Source organism: Vitiosangium sp. GDMCC 1.1324, from assembly GCF_003044305.1.
GTDB lineage: Bacteria > Myxococcota > Myxococcia > Myxococcales > Myxococcaceae > Archangium.
The window spans coordinates 301,764-324,979 of the sequence record NZ_PZOX01000015.1 but is presented as its reverse complement, the minus strand read 5'-3'; the positions used below and the strand labels follow the sequence as shown (position 1 = coordinate 324,979).

Annotated in this window: 25 protein-coding genes; 10 read left to right on the top strand and 15 right to left on the bottom strand. The window is 68.5% G+C overall.

All coding sequences use genetic code 11. From position 1 onward, the window contains the following. Positions 1-124: 124 nt before the first annotated feature. From DAT35_RS36710 to DAT35_RS36700, 3 genes are all read right to left on the bottom strand, one after another. Positions 125-1,357, bottom strand: coding sequence for an MFS transporter (locus DAT35_RS36710; protein ID WP_108073909.1), 1,233 nt, complete (start codon positions 1,355-1,357; stop codon positions 125-127). A 135-nt stretch (positions 1,358-1,492) separates the two neighbouring features. After that, a complete protein-coding gene (locus DAT35_RS36705; protein ID WP_108073953.1) occupies positions 1,493-2,314 on the bottom strand; it encodes an NAD(P)-dependent oxidoreductase in 822 nt (273 codons plus the stop codon). Positions 2,315-2,440: 126 nt separating this feature from the next. Next, positions 2,441-4,162 (bottom strand): glycoside hydrolase family 15 protein, encoded by a 1,722-nt coding sequence (locus DAT35_RS36700; protein WP_108073908.1) that lies wholly within the window; start codon positions 4,160-4,162, stop codon positions 2,441-2,443. Positions 4,163-4,288: 126 nt separating this feature from the next. Between DAT35_RS36700 and DAT35_RS36695 the strand changes: the two genes are divergently transcribed. The 7 genes from DAT35_RS36695 (at position 4,289) to rimO (ending at position 10,063) form a co-directional block, all read left to right on the top strand. Further along, positions 4,289-4,594 carry a hypothetical protein gene (locus DAT35_RS36695; RefSeq protein ID WP_108073907.1) on the top strand — a complete coding sequence of 102 codons (306 nt, stop codon included), beginning with the start codon at positions 4,289-4,291 and terminating at the stop codon, positions 4,592-4,594. A gap of 57 nt (positions 4,595-4,651) precedes the next feature. Beyond that, entirely contained in the window at positions 4,652-4,852 is a 201-nt protein-coding gene (locus DAT35_RS36690; protein WP_108073906.1) for a hypothetical protein, read from the top strand. Between the two features lie 21 nt (positions 4,853-4,873). Next, the gene (locus tag DAT35_RS36685) at positions 4,874-5,302 is read left to right on the top strand and encodes a YbaN family protein (RefSeq protein ID WP_233261935.1); all 429 of its coding nucleotides are present in this window, start codon (positions 4,874-4,876) and stop codon (positions 5,300-5,302) included. Between the two features lie 87 nt (positions 5,303-5,389). Beyond that, positions 5,390-7,033, top strand: a complete 1,644-nt coding sequence (locus DAT35_RS36680) for a ribonuclease J (RefSeq protein WP_108073905.1) — start codon at positions 5,390-5,392, stop codon at positions 7,031-7,033. Positions 7,034-7,050: 17 nt separating this feature from the next. Beyond that, on the top strand, positions 7,051-7,548 hold the full coding sequence (locus tag DAT35_RS36675; RefSeq protein WP_108073904.1) for a YajQ family cyclic di-GMP-binding protein: 498 nt from the start codon (positions 7,051-7,053) through the stop codon (positions 7,546-7,548). 2 nt (positions 7,549-7,550) lie between these two features. Further along, on the top strand, positions 7,551-8,648 hold the full coding sequence (locus DAT35_RS36670; RefSeq protein ID WP_108073903.1) for a hypothetical protein: 1,098 nt from the start codon (positions 7,551-7,553) through the stop codon (positions 8,646-8,648). A gap of 41 nt (positions 8,649-8,689) precedes the next feature. Continuing rightward, a complete protein-coding gene (gene rimO, locus DAT35_RS36665) occupies positions 8,690-10,063 on the top strand; it encodes a 30S ribosomal protein S12 methylthiotransferase RimO (protein WP_233261939.1) in 1,374 nt (457 codons plus the stop codon). An 18-nt stretch (positions 10,064-10,081) separates the two neighbouring features. On the opposite strand, the gene DAT35_RS36660 is transcribed toward rimO, so the two are convergent. The 7 genes from DAT35_RS36660 to rplU all read right to left on the bottom strand — a co-directional run bounded on the left by DAT35_RS36660 (position 10,082) and on the right by rplU (position 16,772). Next, positions 10,082-11,533, bottom strand: coding sequence for a hypothetical protein (locus DAT35_RS36660; protein WP_146210047.1), 1,452 nt, complete (start codon positions 11,531-11,533; stop codon positions 10,082-10,084). Positions 11,534-11,561: 28 nt separating this feature from the next. Beyond that, on the bottom strand, positions 11,562-13,007 hold the full coding sequence (locus tag DAT35_RS36655) for a hypothetical protein (RefSeq protein WP_108073901.1): 1,446 nt from the start codon (positions 13,005-13,007) through the stop codon (positions 11,562-11,564). A gap of 3 nt (positions 13,008-13,010) precedes the next feature. Continuing rightward, positions 13,011-13,787 carry an outer membrane lipoprotein carrier protein LolA gene (locus DAT35_RS36650; protein WP_108073900.1) on the bottom strand — a complete coding sequence of 259 codons (777 nt, stop codon included), beginning with the start codon at positions 13,785-13,787 and terminating at the stop codon, positions 13,011-13,013. A 77-nt stretch (positions 13,788-13,864) separates the two neighbouring features. Continuing rightward, positions 13,865-14,554: an RNA methyltransferase gene (locus DAT35_RS36645; RefSeq protein ID WP_108073899.1), complete on the bottom strand. Its 690-nt coding sequence runs from the start codon at positions 14,552-14,554 to the stop codon at positions 13,865-13,867. A 4-nt stretch (positions 14,555-14,558) separates the two neighbouring features. Next, positions 14,559-16,007: a GTPase ObgE gene (obgE, locus tag DAT35_RS36640; RefSeq protein ID WP_108073898.1), complete on the bottom strand. Its 1,449-nt coding sequence runs from the start codon at positions 16,005-16,007 to the stop codon at positions 14,559-14,561. A gap of 129 nt (positions 16,008-16,136) precedes the next feature. Further along, a complete protein-coding gene (rpmA, locus tag DAT35_RS36635) occupies positions 16,137-16,403 on the bottom strand; it encodes a 50S ribosomal protein L27 (protein WP_108073897.1) in 267 nt (88 codons plus the stop codon). A 60-nt stretch (positions 16,404-16,463) separates the two neighbouring features. Beyond that, complete coding sequence (rplU, locus tag DAT35_RS36630) at positions 16,464-16,772, bottom strand: 50S ribosomal protein L21 (protein ID WP_108073896.1); 309 nt, start codon at positions 16,770-16,772, stop codon at positions 16,464-16,466. Between the two features lie 278 nt (positions 16,773-17,050). On the opposite strand from rplU, the gene DAT35_RS36625 reads away from it, so the two are divergent. Then, positions 17,051-17,395, top strand: a complete 345-nt coding sequence (locus tag DAT35_RS36625; protein WP_108073895.1) for a hypothetical protein — start codon at positions 17,051-17,053, stop codon at positions 17,393-17,395. Positions 17,396-17,476: 81 nt separating this feature from the next. Here DAT35_RS36625 and DAT35_RS36620 read toward each other — a convergent pair whose 3' ends face one another. Beyond that, entirely contained in the window at positions 17,477-17,878 is a 402-nt protein-coding gene (locus DAT35_RS36620; RefSeq protein WP_108073894.1) for a hypothetical protein, read from the bottom strand. A gap of 189 nt (positions 17,879-18,067) precedes the next feature. On the opposite strand from DAT35_RS36620, the gene DAT35_RS36615 reads away from it, so the two are divergent. Next, on the top strand, positions 18,068-18,772 hold the full coding sequence (locus DAT35_RS36615; protein WP_108073893.1) for a hypothetical protein: 705 nt from the start codon (positions 18,068-18,070) through the stop codon (positions 18,770-18,772). A 133-nt stretch (positions 18,773-18,905) separates the two neighbouring features. Beyond that, positions 18,906-19,553 carry a carbonic anhydrase gene (locus DAT35_RS36610; RefSeq protein WP_108073892.1) on the top strand — a complete coding sequence of 216 codons (648 nt, stop codon included), beginning with the start codon at positions 18,906-18,908 and terminating at the stop codon, positions 19,551-19,553. Positions 19,554-19,576: 23 nt separating this feature from the next. Here DAT35_RS36610 and gatB read toward each other — a convergent pair whose 3' ends face one another. Genes gatB through DAT35_RS36590 form a run of 4 tightly spaced genes read right to left on the bottom strand, consistent with a single transcriptional unit; the run spans position 19,577 to position 23,137 of the window. After that, positions 19,577-21,016, bottom strand: coding sequence for an Asp-tRNA(Asn)/Glu-tRNA(Gln) amidotransferase subunit GatB (gene gatB, locus DAT35_RS36605; RefSeq protein ID WP_108073891.1), 1,440 nt, complete (start codon positions 21,014-21,016; stop codon positions 19,577-19,579). Positions 21,017-21,035: 19 nt separating this feature from the next. Further along, positions 21,036-22,496 carry an Asp-tRNA(Asn)/Glu-tRNA(Gln) amidotransferase subunit GatA gene (gene gatA / locus DAT35_RS36600; protein ID WP_108073890.1) on the bottom strand — a complete coding sequence of 487 codons (1,461 nt, stop codon included), beginning with the start codon at positions 22,494-22,496 and terminating at the stop codon, positions 21,036-21,038. 4 nt (positions 22,497-22,500) lie between these two features. Further along, positions 22,501-22,788 (bottom strand): Asp-tRNA(Asn)/Glu-tRNA(Gln) amidotransferase subunit GatC, encoded by a 288-nt coding sequence (gene gatC / locus DAT35_RS36595; protein WP_108073889.1) that lies wholly within the window; start codon positions 22,786-22,788, stop codon positions 22,501-22,503. Positions 22,789-22,807: 19 nt separating this feature from the next. Next, positions 22,808-23,137, bottom strand: a complete 330-nt coding sequence (locus DAT35_RS36590; RefSeq protein ID WP_108073888.1) for a zf-TFIIB domain-containing protein — start codon at positions 23,135-23,137, stop codon at positions 22,808-22,810. Positions 23,138-23,216: the final 79 nt, after the last annotated feature.

The window sequence follows — 23,216 nt, the reverse complement described above, 5'->3', positions numbered from 1 at the left end:
CGGCGTGCGCGATAAGGCCTACTTCGAGCCGCCCTCGAACTCGGCCATGGGTGGCTTCTTCGGGTGGCTCTACTACGCCACCCCCATCGAGCTGTTCGCCTACGCCACGGGCAACCCCTGACGCTCAGGCGGCACGCTCGCCAGCGGCAGGCGAGGCAAGTGCCTGCATGGCCGTCTCGGGAGCCCGGAAGGCAAGCAGGAGCGTCGCCAGGAGGAGCCCCATCATGAGCACGACCGCGCGCTGAAAATCGTGCTCCTGCGCCTTCACCAGCGGCATGACCACAACGACCACGACTCCGCCCGCGTTGCCGGCCAGCATGAGCAGGCTCGTCGCGGCTCCGGCGGAGCGGGCCCCCGCGATCTGCGCCGACATCTCGAGCAGGAGCGCATACGCCGGCATGAAGGCGAAGCCGTGCAGTCCGCCGAGTAGGAGCAGAGTGTCGAAGCTCTCCTGGGTGCAGAGCGGATAGAGGGTCAACAGCGCCGCCGCCGTGCACAGAATCAGGAACGGCTTGCGCCGCTTCACCCAGTCCGACAGCGCGGGGACGACCACCGCCCCCACGATGCCCCCGATGATGAGCGCGCCGCCCACAAGTCCCGCCTGTTCGGCGCCGATGCCGCGCGGCGCGAGGATCTGCTCGAGCCACGTGGTCAGTCCATTGAAGACACCGAGCCCGAGGAAGGATAGCAGGAGGAGCACGCGCAATGGGGAACTGCGGAGCAGGCCCCTACCTGACTCCTGGACCGGTTCGTCCGCGCCGGTGGCTCGCACCGCGTCGTTGGGGAACACGACCAGGAGGAAGAGCACCGCCGACACGCCGGTCACCGCGGCGAACACCGCCATCGTCGCGCGCAGCCCGACGGCGGCCTCGAGCGCGGGGGTCGCGGCCATACCGACCGCCATGCCGAGAAACATCCCCACGGTGCCCAGACCCGTCGCGATGGCGCCCTGCTCCTCGCTGAACCAGTCCGCCACCAGCTTGGAGATGCCGTTCACCACGTACGGCTGCGCGATGGCGATGCCGACCTGCCCCGCGAACAGGAACCAGAAACTGTGGTCGAAGATCCGCAGGCTCGCGAACAGCGCCATTCCCAGGGCGCCCAGCCCCACGGTGAAGCGGTAGCCGCGCGTGTCGGTCAGCGTCCCCGCGGGTATCGAGAAAAAGACGTAGAGGAGCGGGAAGACGAAGATGAGCGAGCCCGCCAGGAACTCCCCCACCCCATAGCGAGTCTGCACGAGTGAGAGCAGCGGCCCGAAGTTGAGCCAGAGCATCTGGCTGACGCCTACCACCAACGTGTAGGCGCCGAGGACTGCCCATCGCTTCGGTCTCTCGTAAGCGGTCGATGTACCAGACATGTGGAAGCCCTCCGCGAACCTGCTCGATTCTCCTTCCGGAAAGCCACCATGTCGAATCCAGGGGCGGGCCCCCCTCACCCCGCCTCACCGTCGGCGGGGAGGCGGGGACACGAAGCCCCGCTGCCCACGCGTACCTCAGTCGAGGAAGAAGTCCGGCAGCGGCTCCGTGCCAGGCTTCACCAGGTACTTCGCGAAGTCCGTCACTCCGGCCTCGCGCAGCAGGTCCTCGTCGATGAAGAAGTTGCCGGTACACGCGCGGCTGTCGCGGGTGAGGATGGCGTGGGCCGCGTCCGCCATGATCTCCGGGGTGCGGCTAGCCTGCATCATCTCCTCGCCGCCGAGCATGTTGACGGCCGCGGTGGCGATGACGGTGCGCGGCCAGAGCGCGTTGAAGGCCACGCCCCGGTCCCGGAACTCCTCGGCCATCCCGAGCACGCACATGCTCATGCCGTACTTGGCCATGGTGTAGGCCACGTGGTTCTGGAACCACTTCGCCTTCATGTTGAGCGGCGGCGAGAGCGTGAGGACGTGCGGGTTCTTCGCCTTCAGCAGCTCCGGCAGACACGCCTGCGTGGTGGCGTAGGTGCCGCGCACGTTGACCCCGAACATCAGGTCGAACTTCTTCATCGGCGTCTCCAGCGTGCCCGTCAGGCTGATGGCGCTGGCGTTGTTCACGAGGATGTCGATGCCGCCAAAGCGCTCCACCGCCTGCTTTACCGCGGACTGGAGCTGGTCCTCGAAGCGGATGTCCACCATCAGGGGCAGCGCCTTGCCGCCCGCCTTCTCGATCTCCTCGGCCGCCGAGTAGATGGTGCCGGGCAGCTTCGGATGGGGCTCGGCCGTCTTCGCGGCGATGACGACGTTGGCGCCGTCTCGCGCCGCGCGCTTCGCGATGGCCAGGCCGATGCCGCGGCTCGCGCCGGTGATGAACAGGGTCTTCCCCTTCAGCGTGTTCACAATGGGTCCTTTCTCCCGGGGCCCTCTCGGAGCCGCGGCCGGTTCGCTTCCTCCCGCCTGTGTGGAGCGGGCCATGCCCTTGCGTACTTCGTCCCGGCGGAGAGCGCCAGTGTCACGGGCGGCTGTTCATCGCCGCGAGGCCGCCATCTGACGGCGGGCGAAGCTCATGGCCGTGTGGACGAGCGCCACGTGGCTCGAGGTGTGGGGGAAGGCGCCCATCCCCCGCCGGCGCTGGGGGCTGTACTCCTCGGGCAGCAGGCCCACGTCGTTGCGCACCAGCAACAGCCGCTCGAAGAGCGTCTGGGCCTCCTCGCGCCTGCCGATGAGCTGCAGGCAGTCCGCCAGCCAGAAGCTGCACGGCAGGGAGATGCCGCTGTCGCGCGCACTGTCCCGCCGCACGAAGTCTCCTTCGCCCAGCTCTCGCTCGATGACCTCCACGGTGCCTCGCACCCGTGCGTCCTCCGGGGGCAGGAAGCCCACCAGGGGGATGCGCAACAACTGCGCGTCCAGCCCCCTGCCTCCGTACTCCTGGACGAAGGTGTTGCGATTTCCGTCGAAGCCCTCGCGGCACACCTCGGCGTGGATGTCCGCACGCAGCGCCTTCCAGCGCTCCACCGGTGCGTCCAGGCCGAAGCGCGCGGCACTCGCCAGCGTCCGGTCCACCGCCACCCAGGCCATCACCCCGGAGAGCGTGGTGGGACGGCCCTCGGGCGGGCGCTTCCAGGCGCCTTCCAGGTGCTCCAACAGGGCCTTCTGCAGCGACCACAGGTCTCCGCTCGGCGGCAGGCCCAGGCGCTCGGCCTCGTGGAAGCAGTCCATCACCTCGCCATGCGTCTCGAAGTGCAGCTTGCGCTCGGCCCGCCGGCCAATGCGCACCGGGGCGTGGCCTTCGTAGCCGGGCAGCCAGGGCAAGTCCTGTTCGGGGAGGCGGCGCTCGCCCGCCACGCCATACACCGTCTGCAACTCCTCCGGCTCTCCGGCCACCGCCAGCACCAGCCAGTCGCGCCAGGCGCGGGCCTCGTCCAGATAGCCCGCGTCCAGGAGGGCCTGGAGTGCCAGCGTCGCATCGCGCAGCCAGCAGTAGCGGGCATCTCCCCCGGCGCCTCCGGGCAGCGACGTGGTGGGCGCCGCCACAATGCCACCCGTGGGCGAGTACGTGAGGGCCTTGAGGGTGATGAGCGAGCGCTGGACGTGCTCGGACCAGGGCGTGGCGGCGGGGAGGCGCGAGGACCACTCCTTCCACCAGGCCTCGGTGTCGTCCGCGGCGGTGAGCCCGTCGATGGCTCGCGGCACGGGCTGGTTCGAGGGGAACCAGGAGAGCACGAAGGGCACGCGCTCCTTCGGGTTGACGGGGAAGTCCGCGGTGAGAACGGCCGAGCCTCGGCGCAGGGGGACCGGGGTGTGCAGCGCCACTCCGTCCGGGCCGGCCTTGGCGGCGACGTGGTTGTCGCCGAAGCGCAGCCAGGGCGTCCGGTCGCCATAGCCAAAGCGGACGGACAACTCCATGCGCATGGGGACGGTGCCCGAGAGGCCTTGCACCATGCGGACGACGTCGGGCTCGGAGCCGCGCGGGGGCATGCAGTCCACCACGCGTACGGAGCCGTAGTCCGTCTCGAAGTCCGTCTCCAGCACGAGCGAGCCGGGGCGGTAGCGGCGCGTCACCTTGCGGATGTTCCCCACCGGCGCGAGCAGCCACCGGCCGTGCGATGCATCCCCGAGCAGCGCGGCGAAGCACGCATCCGAATCGAAACGCGGCCAGCACAGCCAATCGATGGATCCGTCCTTGCCCACCAGGGCGGCACTCTGGGTATCACCGATGAGGGCGTAGTCTTCGAGCGGCAGGGGCATGCGCGGGGCTCCGCGGGCTGGAGACGGGCCGGAAGTGTAGGGTCACGAGCAGTGCGTCGTCACGCGATGCGGCCCGGAGCCGGGCGTGGTTTGACACACGCGCGCCCGTGATTAGCCTGAGCCGGAATGCCCGGCCCCCTGCATCGCATCGCTCGCTGGCTGAGGCTGGTGCTGGCGTTCCTCACGGTCGCCGGGGCCAGCGTGCCAGCGCATGCGCTCGCAGCCACCGAGGCCGCGGTCCCGACCTGGGTCGAGCGGTACGAGCCCGCGAGACAGCGCCCGGCGGTCGAGGCGCCCGTGTCCATCGGATGCGAGACCCCGGCCCGGCCGCGCGTCCACCCGCGCCCGGCATTCACGAGCCGCATCCGCGAGGCGAGCACCGCACCACCACCGCGCCGCCTCTTCCTCCTGCACCGAGCACTCCTGCACTGAGCCTTTCCGGGGACCCGTACCTGGAGAGTCATTCACGTTCAGCAGCAGGAGTACGCCATGACCTTGCTTCCCAAGGCTGTGTGCACGTTCGCGCGCACCAGCCTGCGTTTCGCCTTTCGTCTCATCCGCTTCCTCTTCCTCCTCGCACTGGTGGTCCTCCCCGCTCCCCTGACGGCGTGGGTGGTGGTCATCCTGGAGCCGCTCCGGCGCAACGTGCCGGCCGAGGTCTTCCGGCAGGAGCATCTGCCCCCGAAGTGACAGGAGGGGTATACATGCGGGGTGCCGACCGAACCGCCGCTGGAGCAGAATCCCCCGAGCGTCGATGAGAACTGGAGCCCGCGCTTCCGGCTCCTCTTCCTGACGCTCGGGTTCATCTGTGTGGGGCTGGGCGTACTCGGCGCGTTCCTGCCGCTGCTGCCGACGACGCCCTTCCTGCTCGTGGCGCTGTGGGCGTTCTCGCGCAGCTCGCGCCGCTTCCATCACTGGCTGTACACGCACCCGCGCTTCGGGCCCCGGCTCCAGGAGTGGGAGCAGTACGGCACCGTGCCGGTGAAGGTGAAGCTGACGTCCCTCTCGGCGATGACGGTGAGCTTCCTGATCATGGCCTTCGTCATGCGAGTGAAGTGGCACGTGCTCGCCATGGCCGGCTCGGTGATGCTCATCGGCGCGGTGTACGTGCTCAGCCGACCCAGCCGTCCGCCCCAGTAGCCCCCCCGGTATCCCCGCCTTCCAGGGAGCGGGGCTCCGTGCGATTCCTGAGGTCGTCCGCCCCCCCGTGCCCATATATGTAGGAACATGCTCCACGTCATTCCACTCGGAGGTCTCGGTGAGATTGGCCTCAACGCCATGGTCATCGCCTGCCGGGGGGAGATGCTCCTCATCGACTGCGGGCTGATGTTCCCGCCCATTGGCACCCTGGGCGTGGACATCATCGTCCCGGACTTCACCTACCTCCGGCAGAACGCCTCGCTGCTCAAGGGAATCGTCCTCACACACGGCCACGAGGACCACGTCGGCGCCCTGCCCTTCCTGCTCAACGAGCTCCCCGTCCCCGTCTACGGGACGCGCTTCACGCTCGGCATGGTGCGCAACCGGCTCGAGGAGCTGGGCGTGGAGGCGAACCTGCGGGAGATAGAGCCGCGCCACCCCTTCCCCGTGGGCACCCAGTTCACCGTGGAGGCCTGCCGCGTCACGCACACGGTGCCGGACGCCGTGAGCTACATCATCCGCACGCCCGAGGGCCCCCTCGTCCACACGGGTGACTTCAAGCTGGATCCGAACCCCATCGACGGCCTGCGCACCGACCTGGAGCGCTGGGGCGAGCTGGGCGACGAGGGCGTGCTCTGCCTGCTGTCGGACTCCACCAACTCCGAGCGCACCCACGAGACGGGCAGCGAGAGCGAGGTGGCGCAGACCTTCGACCGGCTCTTCCGGGACGTGCCCGGCCGCATCGTGGTGAGCATGTTCGCGTCCAACACGCACCGCGTCCACCACGTGCTGGACCTGGCCCGGACGCTGGAGCGCAAGGTGGTGACGATGGGGCGCAGCATGGCGCGCAACATCGAGATGGCCCGCGAGCTGGGCTACCTCCCCAGCGTCACCGATGCCCTCTTCGTCCCGCTGGAGGACGCCGCCGCCCTCCCCCCCGAGCGCCTGATGGTGCTCGCCACCGGCTCCCAGGCCGAGCCCCGCGCCGGCCTCGCCCAGCTCGCCGCCGGTGAAGGCCCCCTGCGCCTGGGCCCCGGGGACCTGGTCGTCCTCAGCTCCCGGGCCATCCCCGGCAACGAGCGCGCGGTGTCGGGCCTCATCGACCAGCTGCTGTGGCGAGGGGCCCGCGTCGTCTACCCGGACGTGGAGCCCGGCGTGCACGTGTCCGGTCACGCCAGCCAGCCCCAGCAGCGGCGCGTGTTGGAGCTGGTGCGCCCGCGCAACTTCGTCCCCATCCACGGCGAGCTGCACCACCTGCACCGGCACCTCGACACCGCGAAGGAGTCCGGACTCACCCCCGAGCAACTGCTGCTCGCCCAGGACGGAGACCTGCTCGTCTTCGAGGAAGGCCGGGGCCGCTTCGGCGGCAGCGTCCCCACTGGCCGCCTCTACCGCGACCGCTTCGGCGACGGGATGGTGACGCCGGAGATCCTCCAGGAGCGTACCCGGCTGGCCGAGACGGGCCTGATCATGGCCGCCCTCGTCATCGACCGGGCGAGCCTGTCCCTCCTGTCGGGGCCACATCTCACCGGCCAGGGACTGAACCTGGACGAACAGGTGCTGCTGTCCCGGGTGGCCGATGACGCCCGGGCCTTCTTCCTGGAGATGTCCCCCCAGCTCCGAGGGGACGATGCCCGGGCCCGGGAGGAGCTGGCGAGAGCCGTGCGCCGGGCATTCAAGCTGTATACATCCAAGCGGCCCGTGGTGGTGCCGATGGTCATCAAGGTGTGATAAGGGCGCGAACTGCCATGCCTTCCTTCGATGTCGTCTCGAAAATCGACCTTGCCGAGCTGGACAACGCGGTCAACCAGACCAAGAAGGAGATCTCCACCCGCTACGACTTCCAGGGAGTCAACGGGGATGTCGTCCTGGCTCCGGACAAGACCTCCATCACGGTGAAGGCCAACAGTGAGGACAAGGTCCAGGCCGCCAAGGAAGTCCTTCTGAGCAAGCTGGCCAAGCGCGGCATCTCGCTGCTGGCGCTGGAGTACGAGCCCATCGAGAAGACGGGCCTGTCCAACGTGAAGCAGCTCATCAAGCTGCAGCAGGGCATCCCGGTGGAGAAGTCCAAGGAGCTCGTGAAGCTGCTCAAGGACTCGAAGATGAAGGTCCAGGGCTCCATCCAGGGCGACCAGCTCCGGGTGACGGGCAAGAACAAGGATGACCTCCAGGCCGCCATGGCCCTCTTCCGCAAGGAAGCGGACCGGCTGAGCCTCGACATGCAGTTCACCAACTTCCGGGACTAGCCGTGCGCTCACTCGTCGTCTCCGCCGCCCTCGCGGCGCTCATTTCGGGGGCCGCCTCCGCCCAGGAGCAGGAGAACCCCCCCGCCGCGAAACCCCGTCCGGTGAAGGTCATCCCGTCGCTCGCCCGCGCGCCGAAGCTCGACGGGAACCTCAAGGACTTTCCCGCCACGCTCACCATCAAGCCGCCGGCCTCGATGGACGCGAGCGCCTCGTTCACCGCCCGCGTCGGCTGGCGCAAGGACATCCTCTACGTGGGGGTGGAGACCACGGGAGATCAGCTCCAGGCGGGAGACCTGGTGACGCTCTCCCTCTTCTTCCCGGACGCCGGGCCCACCGCCACGGGCAACGTGTTCCGCTTCGCCTTCGACGGCAAGCGCGCCTCGCCGCCGGAGAGCGGCACCTCCGAGTTCGCCCAGAAGCAGTTGGAGGCGGGCGTGCAGCACAAGGACAACACCCTGGCGCTCGAGGTGGCCATCCCCGCCCGGGCCTTCCCGCGCTTCCCCGCCGAGGAGCCACTCGTCCTCGACCTGTGCGTCACCTACGACAACGTGTCCAACTGCAAGGGCGGCGGCATGGTGGGCGAGGCGCTCCGGCTGCCGGATGAGTTCCGCAAGGGCCTCAAGCTCAAGCCGACGGCGGGCGTGATGGGGCTCGAGGCGCAGCCGGACGGTTGGTTGGGCTATGGCGTGCTCCACTACCCGGACTGGGTGGAGGCGAACGAGCCCCTGACGCATGACCTGCTCAAGGGCCTGGTGGCGCCCAAGGCGGTGGAGGCGGAGGCGGCAGGGGTGAATGTCCCGGAGACGCTCTCGCTGCCCAACGGGAAGACCCTGCTGGTGGTGTTGTCGGGGGAGACCCCCTACACCAACCAGGGCACGTGCGATGCGGACAAGGAATTGCGCCTCGGCCTCTACCTGGTGAAGGGGAAGACGGCGCAGCGGGTGCTCGAGTGGCCGGCCGCCACGTGTGCGCTGGGACGAGCCACCTCGGTGGTGCTAGACGAAGAGGGCGCGTTGAGCATCGGTTACTCGAACGGCCCGACCATCAACTTTGCTTGGAGTGGAGACCACTTCGAGCGCACCGAACTCGGAAAGCGGTAAGAGCTGTGCAGACTCCCCCTGACACGAAGAACCTCTACATGATGACCCTCGGCTGCCCGAAGAACCGGGTGGACTCCGAGGTGATGCTCGGCACCCTGAAGCAGCGGGGTTATGCACTGGTGCAGGACCCCGCCGAGGCCCAGGTCATCGTCGTCAATACCTGTGCCTTCATCGGGCCCGCCAAGCAGGAGTCCGTGGACTCCATCCTGGAGATGGCCGAGTTCAAGAAATCGGGGGCGTGCAGCACGCTCGTCGTCACCGGCTGCCTGTCGCAGCGTTATGGCGCGGAGCTCTCCAAGGAGATGCCCGAGGTGGACCACTTCCTGGGCACGGGCGCCTACGCGCAGATCGGCGACCTGCTCGCCGCCGAGGCCAGCCCGCGCCAGGTGATTCCGGACCCGGACTACATCCACGACGCGAAGACGCCGCGCGAGAACTCGATGCCGTCGTACACGGCATACCTGAAGATCTCCGAGGGCTGTGACAACGCGTGTGCCTTCTGCATCATCCCCACGCTGCGCGGTGGCCAGCGCTCGCGCCCCATCGCGGACATCGTCGCCGAGGCCCAGCGCCTGGCCGAGCAGGGCGTGCAGGAGCTGAACCTGGTGGCGCAGGACCTGACGGCCTACGGGCATGATCTGCCGGGCAAGCCGAAGCTCCATGATCTGCTGCGCGAGCTGGTGAAGGTGGACGTGCGGTGGATCCGCCTGCACTACGCCTACCCGCGTGTGTTCACCGACGAGCTCATCGAGCTGATGGCGACGGAGAAGAAGATCGCCCGGTACCTGGACATGCCGCTGCAGCACGCGAGCGACAAGCTGCTGCTGTCGATGAAGCGGGGCCGGGACTCGAAGTTCCTCAAGGAGCTGCTGACGAAGCTGCGCGCCCGGGTGCCGGGGCTGGTGATGCGCACGTCGATGATCGTCGGCCTGCCGGGAGAGACGGAGGAGGACTTCGAGCAGCTCAAGGAGTTCGTGAAGGAGCAGCGCTTCGAGCGGCTCGGGGTGTTCCAGTACTCGGACGAGGAAGGCACGGCGGCGTACGACTACGAGAACAAGGTGCCGAAGCAGACCATCGAGCGGCGCTGGCGCGAGGTGATGGCCATCCAGAAGCGCATCAACCGCGAGCAGAACAAGAAGCTGGTGGGGCAGCGGATTGAGGTGCTGGTGGAGGGCCCGAGCGAGGAGTCCGAGCACCTGCTGGTGGGCCGCCACGAGGGCCAGGCGCCGGAGATCGACGGTCTGGTCTACATCAACGACGGCCTGGCGTACCCGGGCGAGTTCGTCACCGTGGAGGTGACGGAGGCGCACGACTACGACCTGGTGGCCAAGGTGGTCGAGCGCCCCAACCCGAAGGACCGCGTGCTCAAGCCGCGCGAGTCCATCCCGATGCCCGTGATTCCGTCGGCGCGCTGACGCCGTCGCGGCAGTGACTCAGCGCCGCTCCAGGCGGCGCCACGAGCCCGCGCGCCCGGTCTCCACGAAGGCCGAGAAGGTTCCGGGCAGCGGACCCTCCCCGTACACGAGCAGCGAGCTGAAGGGGGCGAGTTGCTCGGCGGAGCCACCGTCCAGGGTCTGAGGCAGCGCGTGACCCGGACGGAAGCGCACCGGCAGATGGTCCCCATCGGCGAAGAAGTGGTGCCCCACCCCGCCCTGGGTGGCCGTCCACCACTGGCCGAGGTGCTCCAGGTAGACGAGCCGGCTGCCAGGGGCCCGGTTCCCGATGAGTGAGACGTAGCCGTGCACTCCGGGCGGCGGAGGGCTCGCCACGAGCGTCCCGAGACCTTCTACCTGCTGCTTGAAGCGCCAGTGGAAGCGGGCCGTCTCGGCCAGCGAGGCAACCACCACGAGCAGCAGCAGGGCCCGCAGGGGCCGGGCGATGCGCGCCGGGTCCACCAACACGAGGGCGATGACACCCGCGAGGACGGGCAGGCGTACGTGGATGAGCCAGGCGCCAGAGAGCGCCTTGGGAGTCGCCAGGAACAGAACCCCCAGCGCCACGAAGAGCACCCAGGGAGCGCGCGGCTCCTCGCGCCGGTTGCGCACGTACGCGACCACGAAGACGAGCGTGACGAGCAGCGGGCCCACGACGGCGAGCAGTCCCTCGGGGCGGTAGTTGCGCAGGAGCCAGTTGAAGTGGGAGCCCCAGCCGTAGTCCGTGGGCGCGGCGTTGCCGGGAGTGAAGGCCCTCGACGCGAGCGACACGATGCGCGCCGCGCAGAGGCTCAGCGGGAGCGCGAGGCCCGCCGCCGCGAGTCCCACCGCCCGCCGCCGTGGAGCCGAGGTGAGCGCGAGCGCCGCCACGCCGACACAAAGGGCACCGAAGGCGACGAGGTGCGAGAGCATCGTCGCGGTGGACAGGAGCGCGAGGCCCACCATCGCGCCCACCGCGCGCCCGGAGGTGCGCAGCGCGTGCAGGTAGAGCGCCAGCGAGAACAGGGCGAGCGGCAGGGAGAAGAAGCTCGGGAGGAAGCCGTACCAGTAGGAGATGTTGAAGGCGAGCGGGAGCCCGAGCACCACCGTCCACGCGGGCCGCCGCAAGACGCGGGCGAGCGCCAGGTGGGACAGGGGAAAGAGCATCAGCCCCGTCCAGGCCGCCAGACGCGCGGCGAAGGCGCCATTCGTGAGCAACGTCACTGGCAGGAAGAACCAGATGGGCAGCCCGTAGCCGAGCGGGAGGTGCGCCTCGTAGTAGGCGGACACCGCCGGCTCTCCCCGGACGAGCCCCGCGAGTGTCTGCATCTGGGCCGCGTGGGCGGGCAGATCCACCGATGGAGGGATGCCGCTCACGCACCAGGCGGCGAAGCTCCCCCAGGCGACCAGGAGGACGACGAGCTTCCAGGGCTCTCGCGGGGAGACGGGTGCAGCCAACGGCTCTCGGGACATGTTCCGAGCCCCTTATACCGCCGTTCCGTTACTTCGGGTCCTCGGGCTCCTTCTCGCGCTCCTTCTTCGTCGGCGGCTGCGGCGTGTTGCTCCGCCGGGGCACGGCCACCTCCCCCAGCGGTGTCGGCTGGCACTCGCAGACCGTGCGCCGGGTGCTCGCCTGGTGCACGGAGATGCAGGCGTTGGGGCACTCCTGAAGCTGCCCTTCCTCGAACAGGGCCAGCGCGTACCCCCGCACCGATTTCAGGGCCTCACTGCACTCGGGCATCGCCTGCGCCAGCCTCGGCCACGGCACCAGGTGCTGGGTCGTCACTCCCCGGCTCGTGGGGGCGAACGAGAAGGATACCTGGCAATCCAACGTCAGCGGCTTGCCGTCCTCCCCGAGTGGCTCCAGGTGCACCCGCCCTCCCTCGGGCAAGTCCCGGAACACCGCTCCCGTGACGGCCGTGCGCCCATCCGCTCCCCGCCGCACGTGCAGCCCGAAGCAGGACTCCTCGCGCAGTTCCTCCGGATTCTGGGAGCCGGGACGCGCGCAGCGCTGGCGGCCCTCGATGACCTGCACGCGAGGCCGGCGCAGCACCAACGTGTCTCCCTGCACATCCACCGTGGTGCGGAAACGCCCCCAGACATCCGGCCCCAGCCGGCCCAGCGTGGTCGGGTTCCTCCACCCCACCCCGGCCTCCAGCACCAGCGGCTTCACCCCCACGTCCGAGGCCACCTCCACCGCGTCCACCAGGTAGGCCCTCGGAGGCAGGTTGGCGGTCACCTCCAAGGGCTGGAAGCCCTGCGCCTCCGCGGCACCCACGGCGATCCGCGAGAAGGGCTCGCGCGTCCCCAGTACGAAGGGTCCCGTGAGGGCCGACTCGCCCTGCGTCACCCGCGCCGCCAGCAGCGGCCAGTCGCCCACCGGATCCCTGGAGAGCTCGAGCCGGTGCACCTCCTCGGCCGCATCAGCCCCGGGAGCGGAGGCCTCGGCCAGGTACTCCGCGCGGGGACGGGACTTCTCGAAAGTGACTTCGCGGCGCAGCGGGTCCACCGTGAAGGCATAGGGGGCCAGCACATCCGCCCCCAGCGTCACCGCGCAGGTACGTTCATCGGTGAGCCCCATGCCCCGAGGCCCCAGCGGAACACTCCCCACGCGCAGTCCAGTCAGGCGCACCAGCGGCCAGTCCCGCAGACCTCCGGGCCCGGCGTAGACGTCCGGCACGCGCGCCGAGCCCACCACGGGCGGAGGGGGCTTCTTCTCATCCCAGCAGCCCGAGGACACCGCGGAGAGCGGCCGGGCAACGTCCAGCACCACCGGCACCGGACGACCATTGAAGCGGCCCTCCACCACGAGCCGCAGGTTGGGCGAGGGCAGCAGCGGCAGCGTCTGGCCCACGAGGCTGCCGGGAACCTCGGGCGCGGAGGGGCCAGGCCCCCGGTGACACCCGGCGAGCAGCAGCAACAGGGCCCCGAGACGCGCGCTCCGCACGGGCTACTTCCGCATCTTGGTGAAGTCGTCGATGCGGGTGCCCTCGGGCGGGTTGATCTTGAACCGGTCCGCGTCGATGCCCACGTTCGTCTTCAGGTTCAAGAAGGCGATGGCGTTCTCGCTGCCGTCCGGATCCACCACCGTGCTCTTCAGCACCTGCGCCGTCTTGGGGTCCACCTCGAGGCGCACCTGGCGGAAGCGCGGCTCGTTCTTCAGCGGATCCAACACCAGCAGCGTGCCCTTGCAGTCCTTGCACTCGCCCTTGGTGATGGAGAACTCGTCGGCCAGCTTCCCCTGTCCGAAGAGGAACGTCACCGAGGCCGACAGCTGGCTGGTGTCGATGCGGCCCACGCTGAGCGTCTGCGCCTCCGGGTCGTACGCGTACACCTTCTCGCCGGCGAGCACGAAGGTGCGCTTGGAGGGCTTCTCGTACTCCCAGCGCATCAGGCCCGGCTTCTTGTAGATGACCGTGCCCGTCGAGCTCTGCGTGCGCCGCAGGGCCTTGTACTTGTAGTCCTGCTTGAAGTCGGCGGTGAAGTCCTGGGTCTTCGCGTAGAAGGCCTGCATGCGGTCCACGAGGTCCTTCACCTCCGGGGCGATCTTCTTCTCGGGGGCCTTGGGAGCCTCAGCGGTCTTCGGCGCTTCCGCCTTGGGCGCAGCGGCGGGAGCAGGGGCCTGCTGGGCGGGCGCCTGGGCGACCACCTGGTGGGCAACGGTGGTGGGCACCGGAGCAATCACCGGCGCGGCGAGCAGGGTCACGAGCAGCTTCTCGAGGTACATGGCTTGCGCTCTCTCCAGGCGGGCGAGCGGCCCGCGGTTCCAACTGTACCTACAGACGAGCCCCCCTGGCCCGGCATTCAAGGCTTGGGAGAGGCCGGCTTCTTGAAGATACGCCGCCGTTGTTTCACAGCGAGCACATAGAAGCGGTCGCGCAGCTCCTGGGCCTCGGCCTCGGTGAGGTCACCCACACGTCCGAGGTGCTCCTCGCGCCAGGAGATCGCCCGGGTGATGCAGGCGGAAGCAGCGGCGGAGATGTTCAGACTCTGACTGAAGCCGCGCATGGGAATCCAGAAAGTGCCGTCCGAGCCCGCCAGCACCTCCTGACTGACGCCCTCGCGCTCGTTGCCGAAGATGAGAGCGATCTTCGAATCGAAGCGCAGCGAGTAGAGGCTGGTGGCGTCCTCGCGGATGGCCGAAGCGTACAGGGAGAAACCGCGCGACTTGAGGTGGGCGCGGCACGAGGCGAAGTCCTTGTAGAGCTTCACGTCGAGCCACTTGTCGCATCCCTGGGCCACCCGCGAGTTGGGCATGAAGGGCGCTTCCGGGTTGACGATGACGTGTACCTCCTGGAGGCCATTGGCCTCGCAGGTGCGGAGCACGGCGGCCATGTTGAAGCTGTCCTCCAGCCGATCGAGCACGATGGTGAAGGTGCGCGTGCGGTGGGAGATGACCTTGTCGATCTTCTCCTTGCGCACATCGAGCAGGAGGGACTCCGGGTCGATCGGAGCCTTCTCGAGCTTCTCGTAACGGGGACCGCCACCAGCCATCGCGTCAGAACCTCCGGGCCCGCTTCGGAGCGGCCTTCTTCGCGGCCGTTCCGCGCGTCGGGGCCTTCTTCGCGGGAGCCTTCTTCGTCACGGCCTTGCGCGCCGGGGCCTTCTTCGCGGGAGCCTTCTTCGCCGCCGTGCGCACGGGAGCCTTCTTCGCCGCCCCCTTCTTCACCGCGGCCTTCTTGGCGGGAGCCTTCTTCGCAGCGGCCTTCTTGGCGGGAGCCTTCTTCGCAACAGCCGCGGCCTTCTTGGCGGGAGCCTTCTTCGCAGCGGCCTTCTTGGCGGGAGCCTTCTTCGCGGGGGCCTTCTTCTCCTCCGCCTTCTTCGCCACCGGCTGCTTCACCGCGGCCTGCTTCTCGGGAGCCTCGCGAGCAGGGCGCTCGGCGGTGGCGGCCTTCTTCTCCGCCCGGGGCTTCGGCGGCGGCTCCACGTGCAGCTTGTCCGTCTTGCCGGTGAAGAGCACCTCGGCCACCGCGTCCAGCAGCGGCTGCATGCCCAGACCCGTGGCGCACGAAACAGGGAACACGGCGATGCCGCGCTTGCGCATCTCCTCCGTCACCTGCTCAAGCCGCTCCTGCGCGTGCGGCAGATCCAGCTTGTTGGCGGCCACCACCTGGGGCTTGCGCGACAGCTCCTCGCTGTACTTGCGCAGCTCCTCGTTGAGGACATCGAAGTCGTGCAGTGGATCACGCCCCTCGCCCTCGGCGCCCATGTCCAGCAGGTGGATGAGCACCTTGCAGCGCTCCACGTGCCGCAGGAACTGGAGCCCCAGTCCCACGCCCTCGCTGGCGCCCTCGATGAGGCCGGGGATGTCCGCCATCACAAAGGACAGGCCGTCCTTGTACTGGACCAGGCCCAGGTTGGGCACGAGCGTGGTGAACGGATAGTCCGCGATCTTCGGCCGCGCCCGGCTCACGATGGAGATGAGCGTGCTCTTGCCCGCGTTGGGGAAGCCCAGCAGCCCCACGTCCGCCAGCAGCTTCAACTCCAGCCGCAGGTTGCGCTCCTCGCCCTTGGTGCCGTCCTGGGCGAAGCGCGGCGTCTGCCGGGTGGAGGTGGCGAAGTTCATGTTGCCCAGGCCGCCCCGGCCGCCCTTGCACACCACCATGCGCTCGCCGGCCGTGTTCAGGTCCGCCAGCACCTCCTCGGTGTCGGCGTCGCGGATGAGTGTGCCCACAGGCACCTTGAGGAGCAGATCCTCCGACGAGCGGCCATTGCAGTCGCTGCCCAGGCCGCCCTCACCGTTCTTCGCCCGGTGGTGCTGCTGATAGCGGTAGTCCAGCAGCGTGGTGAGCTGTGGGTCGGCCTCGAAGATGACCGAGCCCCCGTCTCCCCCATCGCCACCGCTCGGACCGCCGCGATCGACGTACTTCTCCCGGCGGAAGGCCACGGCTCCGTTGCCCCCGTCTCCGGCCTTCACGTGGATGCGGACTTCATCGACGAATTTCATGCAGACCCCAGAAATGCGGAACGGGCCGCCTCCTCGTCCAGCGCCCGAAGGCGTGTGGACCGGGAGCGACCCGCTCGCGAAGCAAACAGGGACCCGCTACGGCCGGGCCCCTTTCAGACGACGCCCAGACTAGGCGCTCGCCTGGGCCGGATAGACGGAGACCTTCTTGCGGTCCCGTCCCTGCCGCTCGTACTTCACCACCCCGTCCACCGTGGAGTAGAGGGTGTAGTCACGACCGAGCTTCACGTTGGCGCCCGGGTGGATGACCGTGCCGAGCTGCCGCACGAGAATGCTCCCCGCGCTCACGGTCTCGCCCGCGAACACCTTCACGCCGCGGTACTGCGGATTGGAATCGCGACCGTTGCGCGAAGAACCCTGTCCCTTTTTATGAGCCATGACACCGATTCCTGATGCTGCCGGCGCGCCGCTCGGCGCTCCGGGAAGTTGTGACCCGGACTAGCCGGAGATGGAGGTCACCTTGACCTCGGTGTAGGGCTGACGGTGGCCACGGCGGCGCGTCCAGCCCTCCTTCTCCTTGCGGAAGTGCAGCACCTTGCGGTGCTTGTCCTGGGCGAGAATCTTGCCCACGACCTTGGCGCCCGACACGGTCGGCCGCCCCACCTTCGGGCTGTCGCTCCCACCGAGCATCAGGACATCATTGAAGGTCACCTCGGCGCCGACGTCGCCCGAGACCTTCTCGATCCGGAGCACGTCGCCCTCGGCCACGCGGTACTGCTTCCCGCCCGTGCGAATGACTGCGTACATCGTAGAACCCCTGAGTTTGTTCCGGGTTGATTCAACCCGTGAAAGGCCGGCGTGCATTTCGGACGGGAAACCCGTCCTACGATGCAAAGGGCGCTCGATCTACGGGAGAAGGCCAGGGGAGTCAAGGCGGATGGAGGGTCCGGCGCACATACTGCATTCCCCCGACACCCCTCCCCCTCTCCGGCTGCCCGCCTGTGGACAGGGAGAGCGCCTCGCCACGCCCGGCCGCCTGCCCGGCGGGTAGCATGGAGGCCTCCCTCATACACGGAGGACCCCCAATGCGGAAGTCCGGATGGATGCTCGCCCCCCTGGCGGCGGCGGTCGCGGTCCTCGGCGGGTGCCGGAGCACGGCCTGCGAGGATCTGGCGAAGGCCTACGCCGAGGTGGCCCGCAAGTCCCAGCCCTGCCTGGAGCACGCCCCCCTCCCCCCCTTCGATCCCACCCGGTGCGAGCAGAACCTCCAGCAGTGCGGGGGGGAGGACCTGGATCAGATCGACGCGCAGATCGAGTGCTACCGGGCCCTCGGCACCTGCGATCCCGGGCAGAAAGCGTCGTTCCTCCAGGGCATCACCCACTGCGACAGCCACGTCCTCAGCAACACCTGTGAGGCGGCCATCTTCTAGGCCGGGGCGCTGCGACCGTGGCCATCAAAGCGAAACCCAGCCCCGGAAGGAGGCTGGGTTCCTGAACACCGGCTGCGAGAACTAGCGGGCGATGCTGTAGTTGACGGCCTGGCGCGGCATGCCGCTGGAGAAGACCGCGCCCCCGCAGGCATCACTCAGCTTGCCCGCCGCGGTGAAGAAGCAGCCCAGAAGGGCCCCGCTGTACGGATCCGGGTTGCTCGGGGTGCACTCCGGAAGGTCACGGAAACAGTCGGCGAGATCCCGAAGCGTGTCCTCGTCATCCTCCGTGCATTTCTCAATCGACTGCTTGCACTGGTTGATATCGGCCTCTTCCGGCGCCTCACCAGACGTATCGCAAGCCGCGCCCTTATCCGCGGCCACCTCGAGGCCATCCTTGAGATCTTCACACACCGAGCCCTTGCAGCCCGTCATCACGAAGGAAGCCACCGACACCACGCACAACACCCGCGTCCACTTCTTCATCTTGTTGAACCCCTCTTTTCGGTAGGGAACGACTTCACCTGCGACACGAATCCTAGGGACTGTCACCCCGGACGCCACGGAACTCTGTTGCAGCGCCAACCAGAGAGACTGACTGTTCGAGGTCTGACTGTTCAATTGAATTCGAGACACCATCGCGGGCATCCGTCCAGACCCTGAAGCGCACCGGCCATGTCACTCCCCGCCCTCTTCATCGTCCGGAGCCTGCTCCTGCCTGGAGGACTCATCGCGGCCTTTCGTGCGCTCGAGGCCAGCAACCCCTCGCCGCCAGCCCCACCCGAGCCCGCCACCGCGGTCACCAGACCTTCGTCGCTCCCGCGTCCGGGCAGCCTCGACCTCCGCATCGCGGGTGGAGCCGCGTTCCTCCCGCCCTCCGTCGAGGCGGGTGCCAGCGCGGAGCTCGGCGTGCTCCCGATCGGCTCCGGGACACTCTCCGCCGGCGCGGAGCTGAGCATCAATCAGTGCCTGCTCGCGTGCTCGGCGACGGACCTCTTCTCCCAGCGGGAGGTGTCGAACCGGGACCTCTACGTCCTCGGCCGCGTGGGCTACCACTTCGCCCTGCCGGTCCGGAACAAGCGCACGGTGGACCTCTCCGGATTCCTGCTCGCGGGCATGATGGAGGCGCACACCACCGTCACCGCCCCGGATGAGCGCTACGAGGGGCGTGGGCGTGGCCCGGCCTTCGGGCTGGGAATGGGCGGGAACTACTTCCTCTCGCCCCGCTTCTTCGTGGGTGGCGAGGCCCGGCTGCGCTTCGGTGCCGGCTCCTACACCTTCACCGTCAGCCGGGGGTCACCTGCCTTCACCCGCGAGGACCACCACTGGGTCCGCCCCGGGCTCGGCACCGTCATCTTCGCGGGGGTGCGGCTGTTCTGAAGCACCGCCTCCGAAAACCCGGGGGCCCTTCCCAGCCCCGCCCGCCCGTGAGTAGGGTGCCCGCCGCCGCACGCCACCGCGTGTCCGGCCGGTGCGGGATGAGCCGCACCGCGTCATCCGCGGGCCCCCGACCGTGACTCCGTACGAGCAGATCTTCCAGAACAACCGCCGCTGGGCCGAGGAGCAGCTCCGCACCGACCCCGAGTTCTTCACCCGGCTCGCGATCGAGCAGCGCCCGGACTTCCTCTACATCGGTTGTTCGGACAGCCGCGTACCGGCCAATCAGATCATGGGCCTGGCGCCCGGTGACGTGTTCGTGCACCGCAACGTCGCCAACCTGGTCAACAACGTCGACCTGAACGTGATGTCGTCCATCAACTACGGCGTCCGGCACCTCGACGTGAAGCACATCATCGTGTGTGGCCACTACGGGTGCGGCGGCGTGCGAGCGGCCATGCAGCCCAAGGACCTGGGCATCCTCAACCCCTGGCTGCGCAACATCCGCGACGTCTACCGCCTGCACAAGGCCGAGCTGGACGCCATCAAGGACGAGGCCCAGCGCTACGACCGGCTCGTGGAGCTCAACGTCACCGAGCAGTACATCAACGTCATCAAGACGGCCGCAGTGCAGCAGTCCTTCCTGGCTCGCGGATTCCCCACGGTGCACGCCATGGTGTTCGATCTGCGCACCGGGCTCCTCAAGGATCTGAAGCTCGACTTCCGCGAGACGCTGCGCAACATCCAGGAGGTGTATGACCTCACGGGCACCGTCTGGCGCTGAGACGGGCTCAGCGCCCCGGGTGACTACTCGCCCAGCTTCTTCTTGAGCAGCTCGTTCACCAGCGCCGGGTTGCCCTTGCCCTTCATCGCCTTCATCACCTGGCCCACGAAGAAGCCGTAGATCTGCTTCTTGCCCGCCCGGTACTTCTCCACCTCGCCGGCGTTCTTCGCGAGCACCTCGTCCACCACCGCCTCGATGGCGCCCGTGTCGCTCACCTGCGCCAGGCCCTTCTCCGCGATGATGGCCTCCGGGTCCTTCCCCGTGCGGAACATCTCCCCGAACACGTCCTTGCCCGCGTTCGCCGAGATGCTCCCCTTCTCCACCGCCGCCAGCAGGTTCGCGAACTGCACCGTGGAGAAGCGCAGCGTGGTGACGCTCCCGCCCTCGTCCTTCAGCAGCCGCAGCAGCTCCCCGAGGAACCAGTTCGACAGCCGCTTGTACTCCTTGAAGTGCTGCGCCACCGCCTCGAAGTAGTCCGCCAGCGGGCGCTCGGCGCACAGGATGCGCGCGTCGTACTCCGGCAGCCCGTACTGGCTCGTGAAGCGCGTCACCTTCGCCCGAGGCAGCTCCGGCAGCGTCTTGCCGACTTCGTCGATCCGCGCGTCCGTCACGTGCAGCGGCGGCAGATCCGGCTCCGGGAAGTAGCGGTAGTCGTGCGCCTCCTCCTTCGAGCGCATCGAGCGCGTCACGCCCTTGTTCGGGTCGTACAGCCGCGTCTCCTGGTCCACCTTCCCGCCCGACTCGATGACGTCCACCTGCCGGGAGATTTCATACTCGATGGCCTGCTTCACGAACCGGAACGAGTTGATGTTCTTCAGCTCCACCCGCTGGCCATACGCCGTAGCACCCTTGCGCATCACCGACACGTTGGCGTCACAGCGGAACGAGCCCTCCTCCATGTTCCCGTCGTTCACCCCGATGTACACCAGCACGTCCCGCAGCGCCTTGAGGTAGTCCACCGCCTCGTCCGCGCTGCGCAGGTCCGGCTCGCTGACGATCTCCAGCAGCGGCACGCCCGCCCGGTTCAGATCCACCAGGCTCTCCGTCGCCGAGGCGTCGTGCACGCTCTTGCCCGCGTCCTCCTCCATGTGGATGCGGCGGATGCGCACCACCTTCTCGCCCTCGGGCGTGTCGATGGAGAGCTGGCCCCACTCGCAGATGGGCTGGTCGAACTGGGTGATCTGATAGCCCTTGGGCAGGTCCGGATAGAAGTAGTTCTTCCGGCTCCACACGCTCGTCTTCTTGACGGTGCACCCGAGCGCCAGTCCCGTGCGGATGGCGAACTCCACCACGCGCTCGTTGAGCACCGGCAGCACCCCAGGCAGGCCCAGGCATACCGGACAGGTGTTGTGGTTGGGCTCCGCGCCGAACTCGGTGGAACAGCCGCAGAAGATCTTCGTGTGCGTCAGTTGCTGGGCATGGACCTCGAGCCCGATGACCGGCTGGAAATCGCTCAGGGACATGGCGTCTCCGGAAGTCTCTCTAGATGGGGGCTTGGCGGCGGATGTAGTCGTGCTCGCGCTCGAAGGCCCGGCCGATGCGCAACAGCTTTGCCTCGTCGAACGGACGGCCCATGAGCTGCAAGCCGATGGGCAGGCCCGACTTCGTGAAACCGCAGGGCAGCGACAGGCCGGGCAGTCCCGCCAGGTTGCACGGCAGCGTGCACACGTCCATGAGGTACATGGACAGCGGGTCGTTCACCTTCTCGCCCAGCTTGAAGGCCGGCACCGGCGAGGTCGGCGTCACCACCGCGTCCACCTGGGTGAAGGCCTTCGTGAAGTCCTCGCGGATGAGCGTCCGCACCTTCTGCGCCTTCAGGTAGTAGGCGTCGTAGTAGCCCGCCGATAGCGCGTAGGTGCCCAGCATGATGCGGCGCTTCACCTCGGGGCCGAAGCCCTGGTCTCGAGACAGGCCGTACATCTCCTTGAGCCCCTTGGCCTCGCGCGCCCGGAAGCCGTAGCGCACGCCGTCGTAGCGGGCCAGGTTGCTCGAGGCCTCCGCCGGGGCGATGAGGTAGTACGCCGCCAGCGCGTACTTCGTGTGCGGCAGCGAGATGTCCACCAACGTGGCGCCCAGCCGCTCGTATTCCTTCAGCGCCGTGCGCACCGCGGACTCCACCTCGGGGTCCATCCCCTCGACGAAGTACTCGCGCGGCACACCCAGCTTCAGCCCCGCCACCCCGTGCTCCAGGTCCGCCCGGTAGTCCGGCACGTCCGCCGGCGCCGAGGTGGAGTCCAGCGGATCATGCCGCGCCAGCACCTGCAGCAGCGCCGCCACGTCTCCCACCGTGCGCCCCATGGGGCCCGGTGCGTCCAGCGACGAGGCATAGGCGATGACGCCGTAGCGCGACACGCGCCCGTAGGTGGGCTTGAGGCCCACGGTGTTGGTGAGCGCCGCCGGCTGACGGATGGAACCACCCGTGTCCGTGCCCAGCGTACCGAACACCTCGCGCGCCGCCAGCGCCGCCGCCGAGCCTCCCGAGGAGCCTCCCGGCGTGCGCGTCAGGTCCCACGGGTTGTGGCAGGGGCCATAGGCGCTCGACTCGTTGGACGAGCCCATCGCGAACTCGTCCTGGTTGAGCTTGCCCACAATCGGCAGGCCCGCTTCCTTCAACAGCCGCACGGTGGTCGCGTCGTACGGCGGAATGAAGCCCTGGAGGATGCGCGAGGCGCACGTGGTCTCCACTCCCTCCGTGAGGAAGATGTCCTTCACGGCCACCGGCACGCCATCCAGCGGCCCGAGTGGGTTGCCGGCCTTGCGGCGTGCATCACTGGCCTCGGCGGCCGCCAGCGCTCCGTGCTCGTCCAGCCGCAGGAAGGCCTTCACCTTCCCGTCCACCTGGGCGATGCGCGCCAGACATGCCTGCGTCGCCTCCACGGAAGAGGTCTCCCGCGAGGCCAGCTTCGCCGCCAGCTCCAGCAGGGTGAGGTCGGTCAGCTGCATGGCGTCACTCCAGGATCTTCGGGACGGCGAAGCTGGTGCCCACCTTGGCCGGCGCGTTGGCCAGCGCCTTCTCCGGAGGCAGCGAGGGCCGCGTCACGTCCTCGCGCAACAGCGAGGACGCGAGCGTGGCGTGCGAGGTCGGCTCCACCCCGCTCACGTCGAGCTCCTGGAGCTGCGCCACCGCGTCGAGGATGGCGGACAGCTGCCCGGCGTAGCGCTCCTCCTCCTCGGACGAGAGCGACAAACGGGCCAGGGTGGCCACATGGCGGACCTGCTCGACGGTGAGCTTCATGGACCGGACCTCTCGCGGACTACTTGTTCTTGAAGAGGTTGAGGACGGCGCCCATCCACTTGCCGTCCTTCTCGTGCGCCATCTGCTTCTGGAGCCGATCCAGCTCGCCCGCGTCCAGGAAGATGCCGTGACAGTTGAAGCAGGTGTCGATCTCGACATCTCCCCGCTTCAGCGCCTGGAGGTCCATGCCGCACTTGGGGCACTTCATGTAGTGCAGCTTCTTGAGCTCCTCGCGCTGCTGGGCGGCCATCGACTGGGACTGCTGGATGGCGAGCTTGCGCTTCTTCTCGATCTCCTCCCGCGCGAAGTACTCCTCTTCGGTCGACGACGGCTTGTCCACGGTGGACATGATGTAGGTCTCCTTTCTTGCGACTCGGCGCCGGCAACATACATGCTCCGCCACCGGCTGGTGCTTCAAAGTAGTAGCG

Excerpts from the sequence above, each read along its gene's own strand:
- DAT35_RS36710 (WP_108073909.1), bottom strand. The coding sequence starts at position 1,357 with ATGTCTGGTACATCGACCGCTTACGAGAGACCGAAGCGATGGGCAGTC.
- DAT35_RS36700 (WP_108073908.1), bottom strand. The coding sequence starts at position 4,162 with ATGCCCCTGCCGCTCGAAGACTACGCCCTCATCGGTGATACCCAGAGT.
- DAT35_RS36695 (WP_108073907.1), top strand. The coding sequence starts at position 4,289 with ATGCCCGGCCCCCTGCATCGCATCGCTCGCTGGCTGAGGCTGGTGCTG.
- DAT35_RS36690 (WP_108073906.1), top strand. The coding sequence starts at position 4,652 with ATGACCTTGCTTCCCAAGGCTGTGTGCACGTTCGCGCGCACCAGCCTG.
- DAT35_RS36680 (WP_108073905.1), top strand. The coding sequence starts at position 5,390 with ATGCTCCACGTCATTCCACTCGGAGGTCTCGGTGAGATTGGCCTCAAC.
- DAT35_RS36675 (WP_108073904.1), top strand. The coding sequence starts at position 7,051 with ATGCCTTCCTTCGATGTCGTCTCGAAAATCGACCTTGCCGAGCTGGAC.
- rimO (WP_233261939.1), top strand. The coding sequence starts at position 8,690 with ATGACCCTCGGCTGCCCGAAGAACCGGGTGGACTCCGAGGTGATGCTC.
- DAT35_RS36660 (WP_146210047.1), bottom strand. The coding sequence starts at position 11,533 with ATGTCCCGAGAGCCGTTGGCTGCACCCGTCTCCCCGCGAGAGCCCTGG.
- DAT35_RS36650 (WP_108073900.1), bottom strand. The coding sequence starts at position 13,787 with ATGTACCTCGAGAAGCTGCTCGTGACCCTGCTCGCCGCGCCGGTGATT.
- DAT35_RS36645 (WP_108073899.1), bottom strand. The coding sequence starts at position 14,554 with ATGGCTGGTGGCGGTCCCCGTTACGAGAAGCTCGAGAAGGCTCCGATC.
- obgE (WP_108073898.1), bottom strand. The coding sequence starts at position 16,007 with ATGAAATTCGTCGATGAAGTCCGCATCCACGTGAAGGCCGGAGACGGG.
- rpmA (WP_108073897.1), bottom strand. The coding sequence starts at position 16,403 with ATGGCTCATAAAAAGGGACAGGGTTCTTCGCGCAACGGTCGCGATTCC.
- rplU (WP_108073896.1), bottom strand. The coding sequence starts at position 16,772 with ATGTACGCAGTCATTCGCACGGGCGGGAAGCAGTACCGCGTGGCCGAG.
- DAT35_RS36625 (WP_108073895.1), top strand. The coding sequence starts at position 17,051 with ATGCGGAAGTCCGGATGGATGCTCGCCCCCCTGGCGGCGGCGGTCGCG.
- DAT35_RS36620 (WP_108073894.1), bottom strand. The coding sequence starts at position 17,878 with ATGAAGAAGTGGACGCGGGTGTTGTGCGTGGTGTCGGTGGCTTCCTTC.
- DAT35_RS36615 (WP_108073893.1), top strand. The coding sequence starts at position 18,068 with ATGTCACTCCCCGCCCTCTTCATCGTCCGGAGCCTGCTCCTGCCTGGA.
- gatB (WP_108073891.1), bottom strand. The coding sequence starts at position 21,016 with ATGTCCCTGAGCGATTTCCAGCCGGTCATCGGGCTCGAGGTCCATGCC.
- gatA (WP_108073890.1), bottom strand. The coding sequence starts at position 22,496 with ATGCAGCTGACCGACCTCACCCTGCTGGAGCTGGCGGCGAAGCTGGCC.
- gatC (WP_108073889.1), bottom strand. The coding sequence starts at position 22,788 with ATGAAGCTCACCGTCGAGCAGGTCCGCCATGTGGCCACCCTGGCCCGT.
- DAT35_RS36590 (WP_108073888.1), bottom strand. The coding sequence starts at position 23,137 with ATGTCCACCGTGGACAAGCCGTCGTCGACCGAAGAGGAGTACTTCGCG.